The sequence below is a fragment of the Streptomyces sp. NPDC050617 genome, assembly GCF_040654795.1.
In the GTDB taxonomy this organism is placed as follows: domain Bacteria; phylum Actinomycetota; class Actinomycetes; order Streptomycetales; family Streptomycetaceae; genus Streptomyces.
On record NZ_JBFAIS010000009.1, the window covers coordinates 32,916 to 45,185 of the forward strand.

The 12,270-nt window shown below is 76.0% G+C and carries 10 protein-coding genes; 3 read left to right on the forward strand and 7 right to left on the reverse strand.

The genetic code is table 11. The features are described 5' to 3' along the window. Positions 1-25 precede the first annotated feature (25 nt). The 7 genes from AB0I49_RS14390 to AB0I49_RS14420 form a co-directional block, all read right to left on the reverse strand. Complete coding sequence (locus AB0I49_RS14390) at positions 26-1,315, reverse strand: HEXXH motif-containing putative peptide modification protein (RefSeq protein ID WP_363227259.1); 1,290 nt, start codon at positions 1,313-1,315, stop codon at positions 26-28. After that, positions 1,315-2,529, reverse strand: a complete 1,215-nt coding sequence (locus AB0I49_RS14395; protein ID WP_363227260.1) for an FxsB family cyclophane-forming radical SAM/SPASM peptide maturase — start codon at positions 2,527-2,529, stop codon at positions 1,315-1,317. The genes AB0I49_RS14390 and AB0I49_RS14395 overlap by 1 nt, the downstream gene beginning before the upstream one ends. An 83-nt stretch (positions 2,530-2,612) precedes the next feature. Further along, the gene (locus AB0I49_RS14400; RefSeq protein WP_363227261.1) at positions 2,613-2,816 is read right to left on the reverse strand and encodes an FXSXX-COOH protein; all 204 of its coding nucleotides are present in this window, start codon (positions 2,814-2,816) and stop codon (positions 2,613-2,615) included. Positions 2,817-2,881: 65 nt separating this feature from the next. Continuing rightward, positions 2,882-6,133, reverse strand: a complete 3,252-nt coding sequence (locus AB0I49_RS14405) for an SAV_2336 N-terminal domain-related protein (protein ID WP_363227262.1) — start codon at positions 6,131-6,133, stop codon at positions 2,882-2,884. Positions 6,134-6,147: 14 nt separating this feature from the next. After that, positions 6,148-7,149, reverse strand: coding sequence for a MoxR family ATPase (locus AB0I49_RS14410; protein ID WP_363227263.1), 1,002 nt, complete (start codon positions 7,147-7,149; stop codon positions 6,148-6,150). A 13-nt stretch (positions 7,150-7,162) separates the two neighbouring features. Next, positions 7,163-9,178, reverse strand: a complete 2,016-nt coding sequence (locus AB0I49_RS14415) for a trypsin-like peptidase domain-containing protein (protein WP_363227264.1) — start codon at positions 9,176-9,178, stop codon at positions 7,163-7,165. A 44-nt stretch (positions 9,179-9,222) separates the two neighbouring features. After that, positions 9,223-9,588: a CU044_2847 family protein gene (locus tag AB0I49_RS14420; protein WP_363227265.1), complete on the reverse strand. Its 366-nt coding sequence runs from the start codon at positions 9,586-9,588 to the stop codon at positions 9,223-9,225. A gap of 228 nt (positions 9,589-9,816) precedes the next feature. Here AB0I49_RS14420 and AB0I49_RS14425 point away from each other — a divergent pair, with 228 nt between their 5' ends. The 3 genes from AB0I49_RS14425 to AB0I49_RS14435 all read left to right on the forward strand — a co-directional run bounded on the left by AB0I49_RS14425 (position 9,817) and on the right by AB0I49_RS14435 (position 12,197). Then, positions 9,817-9,996, forward strand: coding sequence for a DUF6104 family protein (locus AB0I49_RS14425; protein ID WP_251409023.1), 180 nt, complete (start codon positions 9,817-9,819; stop codon positions 9,994-9,996). Positions 9,997-10,224: 228 nt separating this feature from the next. Continuing rightward, positions 10,225-11,121, forward strand: coding sequence for a DUF4097 family beta strand repeat-containing protein (locus tag AB0I49_RS14430; RefSeq protein WP_363227266.1), 897 nt, complete (start codon positions 10,225-10,227; stop codon positions 11,119-11,121). Beyond that, positions 11,121-12,197, forward strand: coding sequence for a helix-turn-helix transcriptional regulator (locus AB0I49_RS14435; RefSeq protein ID WP_363227267.1), 1,077 nt, complete (start codon positions 11,121-11,123; stop codon positions 12,195-12,197). Before AB0I49_RS14430 ends, AB0I49_RS14435 begins: the two co-directional genes overlap by 1 nt. Positions 12,198-12,270 lie beyond the last annotated feature (73 nt).

Genomic DNA, 12,270 nt, shown 5'->3' on the forward strand with positions numbered 1-12,270 from the left:
CCCACTCGGTTGTTTCTCTCTGTTCTTACCGCAGAGCCGTGCCCATGCGCCGCCCTATCCGGACGCGCCGCGCCGCCTCCACCTCGGCGGCGGCTCGCGCCCGCGGGCCGAGCGCGCCGGGGTACGCGGGCAACCGAGCGTACGCGTCGGCCATGGCCTGCGCGAATTCCCTTCCCTCGGCGGTGAGTTCGGGCGCCTGTACGAGCCCGGGGAGGACGGCGCCGGCCTGGGCCCAGCAGCGCGCGTGGGCGTCCCAGGCGGTCCGCTCCTCCGGGCCGCGGAGGGCCGCGATGCGGCCCCACAGGTCGGCGAGGGCCACGTGCGCGTACAGGCCCTGGAGGAGGCCGCCGAACGGGCGCGGGTCGGGGCGCCAGGGCGCCCAGTGGCGCGGCTCGGGCCCGGCCCGGTGCAGCGGCACGAGGTCGAGGACCGCGGCGAGCTTCGAGTGCTGGATCTCGTGCGCCAGGGTGGCGGCGAGGTCCACGGCGGTCGTGGGCCGGGAGGTGAACGCCGCGCCGAAGGCGTCCGGCATCGTCGCGGCCACCAGGCCGGCGGCCGGGGTGCGCAGCGGCACGACGCAGCCGAGCAGCGCGGCGAGTTCGGCGGCGCGCTCCGGCGCGGCGCGCTCCAGGAGCGCCATGGCGTCCCGCCACAGGGTGTGCCAGCGGGCCCGGTCGTCGTCGGTGGCGCGGTCGGTGGGGACCACGGCGGGGCCGGAACCGCCGTCGGGGGCGCGGTGCGGGTCGAGGTCGTCGAAGGGGACGGGGGCGGCGTGCGGCCCGGCAGGCGGCAGGGCGGTGAGCGGCAGCCGGCGGAAGCCGGGCGGGCAGGGCGCGCCGCCCCGGCCGCCCTCGATCAGCACGTCGCGGGCGGTGGGGTGGGTGAGCGCGCCGACGGAGGGCAGGACGAGCGCGCCGCGGCGCAGCGGCAGGCGGACGCGGAAGGGCACGCCGGCGCGGGCGGCCGCGGCGGCGGCGACGGCCGCGAGGCCGTCCGCGAGGCCGACGTCCCCTGACGCGGGCGTCCCTGACGGTGTGTCGTCTCCGTGTACGCGGCGGAGCGCGCGGGCGGCCCAGGCGCCGACGAGGGGGTAGCCGACGACCTGGCGGACGGCGTCGGGGTCGGCGCGTTCGGCCATGGCCAGCAGCCTCCAGTGGGCGTCGAAGCGCGGGTCGGCGCCGGCCTCGTCGGCGAGGGCCCGCAGCAGCAGCAGGCGCTTGCTGTACTGGGAGGCGGTGAGCAGCTCGGCGGCGGCGGGCGGGCACTGGGTGCGGGCGAGGGCGGCCAGCACCTGCGGGGGCATGCGGTGGGACATCAGGCCGCCGCGGTGTGCCGGGCCCGGCCGGCGGACTCTTCGAGGCGGCGGGCCGCGTGCCGGATGAGCCGCCGCAGGTCGGCGCAGTACACGGACGGGTGGTGGAAGCCCGAGCCCGCGCGGTAGCGGTGGGCGTAGTTGCCGCCGCCGCAGACCCGCTGGACGGGGCAGGAGCGGCAGGTGTCGCACAGGGCGCGGGCGCCGAGCTGGCGGGCGGCGATGCCGGGGTGGTCGAGGGCCGCGTCGAAGGGGTGCCGGAAGACGTCGAGGCCGGTGGCGGCGGCGCCCTCGTACGCGGACTTCAGGGAGTCGATCTGCTCGATCGCGCCGTCGGCCTCGACGACGACGGTCGCGACGGGCGAGGTGCCCAGGGCCTCGGTGGCGCTGGGCGCGCCGAGGAGCAGCAGCACGGCCTCCTCGAAGAGCCTGACCCGCGGCGCGCCGGGGCCCGCGTCCCACCAGCGGTCGAAGAGCCGGGCGAGCCAGTCGCCGTAGACGGTGCGGCGGCCGGCCGGGTCGGCGTGCGGCGGGGGCGCCGACCAGTTGGCATGCGGGAGGAGGAAGTCGAGGGCGGGCGGGCGGAAGGCGAGGAGGGAGTCGTAGAGCTCGTCCGGGTCGGCGGCCGGGTCGGCGGTGCACAGGATGCCGGCGTAGGCGTCGGGCCGCTCGGCGAGCAGGCTCAGCCCGCGGGCGACGGCGTCGAAGGAGGGGCGTCCGGCGTGGTCGACGCGGGCCCGGTTGTGGCGGGGCAGTCCGCCGTCGAGGCTGACGCCGACGCGGACGCCGGCGTCGGCGAGGCGGGTGACGCGCTCCGCGGTGAGGAGGGTGGCGTTGGTCTGGGTGGTCGTGGTGAGCTCGGTGCCGGCGTCGAGGCGGGCGCGGATCGCGTCGCGGTGGCGCAGCAGCGGTTCGACGCCGGTGAGCAGGGGTTCGCCGCCGTGCAGGACGGCTTCGACGGCGGGCAGGCGGTGGGCGCGGGCGTGCTCGGCGATGCGCTCGGCGGTCCGCTCGACCGTACGGGCCGAGACGGTGGCGGGGCGGTCGCGCCAACTGCCGTCGGGGCCCTCGTAGATGTAGCAGTAGGTGCAGGCGAGGTTGCAGCGGCTGTGCACCTTGAGGACGAACTGGCGGAACGGCACGGGGGCCACGCCTTGGGCGCGCAGCGCGGCCACGTCGAGCCGGTCGTACGGCCAGGGCGCGTGCGGATGCGCCATCGTCGGCCTCCCCCCTGTGTGTCTCTCGTCCCTGTGTCTCTCTCGTCGCCGCCTCTCCCCGGGCGGCCGGAACCGGCGGCGGGTCAGGACGCGTTGGAGAAGGCGCAGAGCACGCTCGTGGGCTCCACCGTGCGGCGCACCAGCACGTCGAGCACCGCCGACAGGGCCGGGCTGTCCAGGGAGCGCAGCGCGTCGAGGTCGATGCCCGTGAGATCGGGCAGGGCCCCCTCCCCGACTCCCTCGCCGTCCTGCCCCATGGGACGGGCGTCGGTGCCGTCGTCTGTCAACCTGCTCTCCTCACAAGCGCGTTGGCCAGCTGAGAACATGTGCCCATTCACACCCGCGCGGAAACTCATGGCCGGTGATCCTCTGCGAGCCGGCGGAGGCGTTCCTCGGTGTCGGCGCGCTCCCCGCCGTCCCCGCCCGGCAGCAGATCCCACCAGTACAGCGCCCGCTGGTACGAGCGCTGCGCCGCCACCGGGAGCCCGGCGTCGAGCAGCGCCTCGCCGCCGCGGTGCAGGGCGCTCGCGGCGAGCCGCATGGCCTCCCGGCGGGCCGCGCCGGACAGGTCGTCGCGGGCGAGGAGGGCGGCGTCGGCGGCCGACTCGTAGCTGTCGGCCGCGCGCTCGGGCTGGCCCAGCAGCTCCTGGGCGCGCCCGTGGTCGTACCAGGCCGCGGCGGCCCGCATCGGGTCCTGGGCGCCGCTCGCCGCCCGGCTGAGGATGAACTCGCCCTCCCGCAGGTCGACGACGTCCCACTCGTCGGCGTACCGCTGGAGCAGCGCCCGGCCCAGCAGCAGCAGCGTCCGGTTCAGCCGCGGGTCGTCGTGCACCATCTCGGCGCGGGCCTCGCGCAGCACGCGCACGGCGGCGGAGGCGCCCGCCCGGCCGGGCGCGGCGCGGGCCAGCTCCAGCGCGGTCTCGCCCCAGTCGGTCAGCACGTCGGCGTACGCGGCGTCGCCGGCGCGCAGCGCCTTGCGCGCCCCCGCGTACAGCCGCACGGCCCGCTCCAGCTCGCCGGCCTCGCCCGAGGCCGCGTACCGCTCGCGGTGCACGCGGGCGGTACGGGTCAGCGCCTCGGCCTGTACGGGCGTGTCCTCGGTCAGCTGCCGGGCGCGGTCGAGGACGGCGAGCACCCGCTCGTGCTCCGCCTCGCCGCCCAGCAGCAGCGCGTCGGCGAGGTCGAGCAGCGCCCGTACGTACAGCTGGAAGTGGGCCTCGACGGATTCGAGGAGCTCGGCGGCGGTGGACAGCGGCACCACCGCCTGGAGCGCGAGGAAGCCGGCGGCGGCGGGCGCGGACTGGGCGCCGGCCAGGGCGAGGAGCGCGCGGCCCAGCTGGAGGTTGAGCGGGCCCAGCCGGCCGCGGCCGGCCGTGGGGTCGCCGACCAGCTCCGTCAGCTCCTCCACCACCCGCTCCAGGTAACCGTGTTCGCCGGTCTGCCGCCACAGGTCCCACATCGCCCAGGACCATTCGAGGGCGGCGTCCAGGACCGCCCGGTCGACGGCGCCGTCGCGCGCGGCGGCCTGCCGCAGCTCCCGCTCGGCGGCGCGCAGCAGTTGCAGGGCGTCGCCGGACTCGTCCGCGGAGATCAGCTCGCGGGCGCTGGCGTGCAGCACCTTGCCGAACACCCGGTGGGCGCGCGGCCCGGCGTCGGGGCGCGCGGCGGCGGCCGCCGCGGGCCCCTGGGCCTCCCGCAGCACGCCGGGGTCGCCCTGGTCCTCCCACAGCCGCAGCAGCACCTCGGCGAGGAGCACCTCCGCCTCCGCGCTCGGGCCGGCCGCGGACTCGGCGGCGTACCGCAGCAGCCGGGCGGCCTCCAGCAGGAACTCGACCGCGCCCTGCTCGTCGTAGTGCCCGAGCTGCTCGCGGGCGCGGCGCACGGCCTGGGCGCGCCCGCCGGGCGGCGCGGCGGGGGACGGCGCGGCGGGCTCGGCGGCGCGGGTCGGCAGATAGCGCTGGAGCACCTGGTAGGAGACCTCCGCGAAAGGGCGGGGCAGCCGGTCCTCGGGGCGGCGCGCGCCGGCGGCGGGCAGCGCGGCCTCCGGCGCCGACAGGAGCGTCTCGCCCGCCCGCCGCACGCCGGTGAGCTGCGCCGCCGCGACGGCCGGGAAGTTGCGGGCCCCGGTGCCGAAGCGCTGCGCGACGTACTCGGAGCAGTGCTTGAGCACGAGGGTCGCCTCGTCCCGCGGCAGCGGGCCCAGCAGGACGTTCCGGACGCCGTCGTGGAAGTCGTACCACTGCTCGGCGTCGTCCGGGTCCGCCGGTTCCAGCTGCCGCAGCATGCCGCTGAACAGCACCTCCGCCATCTCCGCGGGCCCGGAGTGGGGCAGCATCGTGCGCTGTACGAGCTGCATGACGGGCAGCGTGAGGGGGGCCGCCGCCAGGTACACGGCGAGCTTCACGGCGGCCGGGGAGGCGGTCGAGCGGAAGCGCCGCACGATCTCGCGGGGGGAGCGCTGCGGCGGCCCGCCCTCTACGGTCGCGACGGCGTCCTGGTCGGCCCGCACCCAGCCGACCGCGCCGGGGGCCGCGGCCGCCCCCGTGCCGGACAGCAGCCGCGCCCAGGTGCCCAGCGCCGCCTCGGTGGGCGGCAGTACGGGCACGGGCAGCGCGCCCTCGGCGGCGGGGTCGGCGGCGGCGCCGTCCCAGCTCGGGCCGCGCCGCGCGGACGCGAACCGCAGCCGGGCGCCGGGCTCCTCGTCGCGGTGCAGGGTGCCGGGCTCGACGGGCAGCCGCGTGCGCGCCCACAGCCGCTGCGGGAGCGGCTGGAGGACGGCGACGGGGGCCTGCCGCCCCCAGCGGTGCAGCAGTTTGTGCGCCTGCCCGCTGCGCCACAGGGGGCCGACGCAGTCGCTGATGAGCACGGTGAGGCGGCGGCCGGTGGGGTCGCGTAACTGGTCGGCGGCGCGCAGCCGTTCGCGGCCGCGCGGCCCCGTGCCGATCAGCGGCTTGCCGCCGGGCACCTCGTGCAGCCGGTGCACCTGGACGTCGCGGAACGCGCCGAGCTGCTCGCAGACCTGCCGGACCTCCTCCAGCGTGCGGTCCCACACGGCCATCGACGGGGAGGCGTCGATGAGCAGGGCGAGGCTGGTCTCGCGCCGCTCCACGGCCTTGAAGACGGGCAGCACCATCCCGGCGCGGGCGCTGCGCTCCGCGGTGGCGCTCTCGTCGAGGGTGTGCCGGACGGCGGGCGCGGAGGGGCGGTAGCGCTGCAACGGGCGCAGGGCGCGCTGGAGTTTGAGGAGGCTGGGCAGGGTGGGGGCGGCCGGCACGGCGATGGGCACGCCGCCCGTGGCGCGCCGTCCGGACGCGCCGCCGACGGCGTGGATGGCGACGGGGTCCGGCTCGTCGGAGTCGTCGGGCGCCGGCTCCGGGATCGGCAGCGCCTCGCGCGGGCGCGGCTCCCCCGGCCGCGCGCCGCCCTCGGTTCCGGCCGGGTCCTTGGGCGGCCGCGTGTCGGTGCGCGGCTTTCGCGCGGCCGGGTCGGCGGGGGGCGTCGCGTAGTGGGCGAGCCACAGACCGTCGGCGACTTCCTCGGCCGACGGGTCGAGGCCGTGCTCGCGCAGCAGGCCGATGACGTCGGCCAGGGGGTCGTCGGGCACGGCAGGCACATCCATCACCTCGACCGGTCGAGCCGCCGCATGAGGGTCTTGGCGAGGTCCTCGGTGCTCTTGGTCGCGTAACTGGACAGGTAGATGGCGTTGAGCAGTTGGTCGGCGGCGACCAGTTCGGTGGCGGAGCGGGTCAGGAACTCGTTGATGAGCTCCTGGCCGGTGGCGACGCCCGACTCGCCGAAGTGGGCGCGGACCATGGCGGCGAGGCGGTGCTTGTCGGGGCGGCCGAGCGGCAGGTGGATGCAGCGGCGCATCAGGGCCGCGGGGAAGTCCCGCTCGCCGTTGCTGGTGAGGACGACGAAGGGGAACGCCCGGCAGCTGACCCGGCCGCCGGTGATCCGCACCCGCCGCCCGTCGTCGGTGAGCACGTCGACCTGGGGCTCCCGGTCGGCGATGCGCTCCAGCTCGGGGATGGGGAACTCGCCCTCCTCCAGGATGTTCAGGAGGTCGTTGGGCAGGTCGATGTCGCTCTTGTCGAGCTCGTCGACGAGCAGCACGCGGGGCCTGCCGAAGGGCAGCATGGCGGTGCCGAGCGGGCCGAGCCGGATATAGCCGCCGATACCGCGGGGCGCCGCCGCGTCCACCGCGTGGTCGGGCCCGCCGCCGAGCTGTACGTCCTGGAGGCGGGCTATGGCGTCGTACTGGTACAGCCCCTCGGTCAGGGTCGTCCGGCTCACGATCGGCCACCGCAGCACCCGGCCCAGCCCCAGCTCGCGGGCGACGGCGTGGGCCAGCGTGGACTTTCCGGTGCCGGGGTCGCCGGTGACCAGCAGCGGCCTGCGCAGATAGAGCGCCGCGTTGATCAGCTCCAGCTCCTCGCCCTCCGGGCGGAACAGCTCGGCCTCCCCGACGGGTCCCAGCCGGCGCGTGGAGGAGCTGTCGGCGGCGTCGGCGAGCTCCAGTTCGGGCCCGCCGTCGAAGTCGCGCCACGGCGGCGGGGCGGGGAGCTCGTCGATGCGACGGTGCGGCTCGCCCGTGCCCCGGTAGATGAGCCAGTCGTTCACGTCTCGCTCCTCGTCACAGCGGTTCCCACAGGTATTCCTCTTCGGACGGTGCTTCCGTGGCCGGGGCCGGGTCGTACAGCAGCGCCATGTCCTTGGCCCAATACGACTCCCGGTCCCCTTCGTACACCCCGGCGCGGAGCCGGCGCAGGGCCGCCGGCAGCGCGTCGGGCCGCGGCACGGAGGCGAGTGCCCCGCCGAGGCGCCGTTCGAACTCCCGCCATCCGTACCGCCAGGCGGCGTCCCTGTTCCATACGGCGATGCCGTGACCGGCGCTCACCACGCGGAGCAGGATCTCCTCCGAGACCGGCCCCTCGGCCGGGCAGAACAGGGCGGGCACCGCCTTGGGGTCGGCCTCCCGCAGCTCGGACAGCGTGATCGTGGAGCGCGGCTCGCCGTCCTCGCCATGCAGCGCGTACAGCCGCAGGGGGCCGTCCGCTATGCCCTTCCAGCGGCGCTCGTGGGCGCGCCGCGGGCTGTCCTCGGACTGCCGCCCGGCCGCCGGCTCCCCGGGCCCCGGGCGCTCCGCCCAGCGTACGGTCACGGGGCGCTGCGCGCCGAGCGGATCGCGTCCGACGACCGGCCATCGGTCCACCGGGAGGTCGAACAGGCCGATCGGCAGCCGGACTTCGAGGGCCGCGGGGCGGCCCGGCCGGTCGGACCAGTCGAAGGCGTGGCCCAGCGGCCGGAGCAGCCGGTCGGCGAGGTCCTCGCGCAGGACGCCGCTGTCGTCCTGGTCGCGGAAGCCGGTGTCGAACTCGTCGCCGTCGGTGCCGGACAGCGTCCAGCCGTAGTGGACGGCCCGCGAGCAGCCCGCGTCCGCCCGGTAGTACAGCTCGTAGACCTCCATCCGTACGAGGGGGACGAGCCCGGTGGCGGCGCGCTCGTCGCGGACGGCGGCGCCCCAGGCGCGCAGGGCCTCGCGGGGGCCGTCGAGCCGGTCGAGGAGCCCGTCCTCGCGGGCGGTGGCGGTGTACCAGGCCAGCAGCCGGCGGCGCGGCTCCGGGTCCTCCAGGGCGTCCTGCTCGGCGACGGCGACGCTGTAGAGGAGGGCCGCCTCCAGGGCGGTCCGGCCGCGCACGTCGTACAGCAGGTCCAGGCCGTCGCGCCACAGGTGCGGGGTGGTGTCGGGCTCGGTCCAGTCGCCGCGCACCGCCTCGACGGCGGCGATGACGCTGCGCGGGTGCTCGGGCCGCCCCATCGCCGCGAGCAGGCCGCGCAGTTCGGTGCGCCGGGCGTGGCCGAGGGAGCCCTCGGACCGCGACGGCTCGGGCGTGGCCCGCGTCCGTACGGTCGTCCAGCTCTCCATGCCGCGCAGCGCGCCGTCCGTCTGCGCGGGGTGGAAGTGGTGGGTGTAGTGGGCGTGGTCGTGGGCCTGCCACAGCAGGTGGTAGAGGTCGCCCGCGCCCTCGGTGAAGAGGCCGCGCAGTTGCAGGAGGGAGGAGGCGAGGCCGCCGCGCCGGTCGTTGGCCTGGTGGGTGACGATGCCGATGACCTCGGCGCGCGCCCGGTGGTAGACGGGCCCGCCGGAGATGCCGCGGGGGACCGTGAGGCCGTCGAGGAGGTACTGCTCGTTGGCGCTCTCGCCGCGGGTGCCGGCCACGGTGCCGCCGATGGTGCCGACGACGCTGATGGGGCGCAGCGGCCCGGTCTCGCGGGAGTAGCCGAAGAACAGGATCTGGTCGCCGGGGTCGCCGGTGTCCTCGGAGAGCGGCAGGAAGACGTGCGGCTCGGCGCCGTACGCGCGGATGACCGCTATGTCCACGCCGTCCTCGGGGCAGTGCAGGGCGTGCCGCACCTCGCCGACGGCGGTGCGTCCGTCGAAGACGAGCCCGACCTCACGGACGTCGGCGCCGCCCTCACCCATCCCGATGCCCCCCTCCTCCCGTCGCAGTACGTGAGCGCAGGTGAGCACCCAGCCGGGCGCCACGAAGAATCCGCTGCCCCAGGCCGCCGGCTGCGCGTCGGCGCCGGGGACGCCGGGGAGGGATCCCCCTTCGGCATACCCCTCGGCAGTCGATTGGATGCGCACCGTGGCCCGTTGGACACGACGCGCGAGAGCGTTCCAGGAGACCGTCACGCGCCGTCGCTCCCCCCGGTTGCGCCGTCGGGCGCGGCCAGCGAGCCTCCCTTCCAGGTAAGGGTCACATTGATCGCGACTTTCGCCTCCCCGCCGGCGAGCAGCGAGACCACCTTGCCCGGCCCGCCCGTCAGCTCGATCCCGAACTCGACGGCGACCTCGTCGGGCCGGGCCCGCCGGGTGGCTTCGCGCAGCGAGCCCGCGACGCCGTTGACCAGCTCGTTCAGCCCTTCGACCCGGGCGGCGACGGCGTCGCCGAACCCCGTCTGCGTGTAATTGCCGCCGGCCCCCTCGGCGAGCGAGATTCTCGCCCAGACCGGCGTGCCGTCCGGCAGCACCACCCGCTTGATCGCGTCAGCCATCCCGTCCCCCGTCAACTGGGCCTCTCGACCTACCTGTTGAGTCCGATCAGGGTATCCCCGGCCACTGTCAAGCGCACCCCCCGCGCCCGCCGGGCGGCCCTGGCCACGGGGCCAATATCCTGGTGGGGCGGGGCCTCGCGCATTCCTCTGCGGGGCCCGGCGAGACCTTTTCGCCCCCGGCCGGCCCCTCGGGCCCGCCGGACATCCCGGAACCATTCGGAGCGACTCTTGTACTTCACCGACCGCGGCATCGAGGAGCTGGAGAACCGGCGTGGCGAGGAGGACGTGTCCCTCGGCTGGGTGGCCGAGCGGCTGCGCGAGTTCGTGGACCTGAACCCGGACTTCGAGGTGCCGGTGGAGCGGCTGGCGACGTGGCTGGCGCGACTGGACGACGAGGACGACGAGTAGGCGGGCGGGGCCGGACCGCGGGGCGCGGGCGCGGAACGAGAACGAGCTGGCCCGATCTTGATGGAGGCCGGGCGCGAGGGGCTGGGGCGCGCGACCGCCGACTCAAGCCATATCGCGTCCGAACCCCAGGACGCGGGCCCGACTCGCTTGACATCCACAGCCCGCGATATATCGTGTGTCGCAGAGACGCGATATGTTGCGTCGCCCATCGACTCAGGGAGGCCCTGGATGCCAGCGCCATCGGAGTGGTCGCTCGACGCACCGCGGAAGCTCACCTTCGAGGGGCCGGTCACCACGCTGAACGTCCGCCTCGTCGGCGGGACGGTCAACGTCGTGGGGGCCGACAGCGGGCCCGCGCGGCTGGAGCTGTCGGCGATCGACGGCCCGCCGCTGACCGTCACCCACCTGGGCGGCGAGCTCACGGTCACGTACGACGACCTGTCGTGGAAGTACTTCCTCAAGTGGTTCGCGCCCAACGGCGGCCGGCGCGAAGCGCATGTGACGCTGACCGTGCCGACGGACACCCGCGTGCGGGTCGGCGTCGTCGAGGCCGGCGCGGTCGTGTCGGGTATCTCGGGCCGTACGGACGTACGCGGCGTGACCGGCGACACCACGCTCGTCGGCCTGACCGGGGAGGTCCGCGCCGACACCGTGTCCGGGCGGCTCGAAGCGCAGGCGCTCTCGGGCGATCTGCGCTTCAACTCGGTCAACGGGGACCTGACGCTGATCGAGAGCGGGGGCGGCAGCGTGAAGGCCGACTCCGTCAGCGGCGACATGGTCGTCGACCTCTCCCCCGGCACGAAGGACGCGCGCGTCGACCTGACGACGGTCTCGGGCGAGGTGGCCATACGGCTGCCGCACGCGGCCGACGCGGAGATCGACGCCAATACGGCCAGCGGCGCGGTGTCCAACGCCTTCGACGACCTCCGGGTCAGCGGCCAGTGGGGCGCGAAGCGGATCACCGGACGGCTGGGAACGGGCAGCGGCAGGCTCAAGGTCACCACGGTCTCCGGCTCGGTGGCGCTGCTGCGCAGGCCGCCATCCGATGACAACGCGGACAGCGCGGCCAGTGCAGCCGCCGACGCCGACGCGACCGAGGCAGCCACCGAGCGGAAGGATCTCTGATGGCCCCCGTCTTCGCCCACGGGCGACTCCGCCTCTACCTCCTCAAGCTCCTGGACGAGGCCCCGCGCCACGGCTACGAGGTGATCCGGCTGCTGGAGGAGCGGTTCCAGGGCCTGTACGCGCCGTCCGCCGGCACCGTCTACCCCCGCCTCGCCAAGCTGGAGGCCGAGGGCCTGGTCACGCACGCCACGGAGGGCGGCCGGAAGGTCTACTCCATCACCGACGCGGGCCGCGCCGAACTGGCCGACCGCCAGGGCGAACTGGCCGATCTGGAGCTGGAGATCCGCGAGTCGGTGTCCGAACTCGCCGCGGAGATCCGCGAGGACGTGCGCGGCTCGGCGAACGACCTGCGCCGCGAGATGCGCGAGGCGGCGCGCGAGACCCGCGCGAAAGCCTCGAAGGCCTCGGGCTCCGCCCGCACGGGCTTCCCCGAGGCGTCCGACTTCTTTGACGGGGCGTGGGGCGACAAGGAGGGGTGGCAGCGGGCCAAGGAGGAGTTCAAGCAGGCCAAGCAGGAGTGGAAGGAGCAGGCCCGGCGCGCGAAGGAGGAGAGCCGCCGCGCCCGCCAGGACGCGCAGCAGGCCCGCCGCCAGGCGAAGCAGGCCCAGGACCACGCGCGGGACGAGGTGCTGCGCATCAAGGAGCGCGTACAGGAGCAGGTCCGCGAGCACGCGCGCCACGGCGACTGGCCCAGCGGCATCCTCGAAGGCGTCAGCGCGCTGGCGAAGGAACTGGGCTCCCTGGCCGGGCAGCAGTGGGACTCCTCCGACCGCTCCGAGCCCGCCCCTGACCGCGGCGCCGGCGCCGGCGCGAAGACCGACCGCGTGGACCTGGACAAGGACAAGGACGCCGCCGCGGAGCCGGACCTTCCGGCCCCGGAGTGGGCGACGGCGGACGACGCCGCCTCCGAGAACCCGCCCCGCGACCTCGACCGCCTCCTCGACCGCTTCCGCGACGACATCCGCGACGCGGCCCGCGACCACGGCGTCACGCGCGACCAGCTGGCCGCGTCCCGAGCCCACCTGGCCCGGGCGGCGGCCCGCATCGACGCCCTGCTGCGCACGCCGAAGGGCTGACCCGGGGGGGAGAGAACAGGGGACGGCTGCGGGCCCGTACGCGTGATGCGTACGGGCCCGCAGCCGTTGTCCG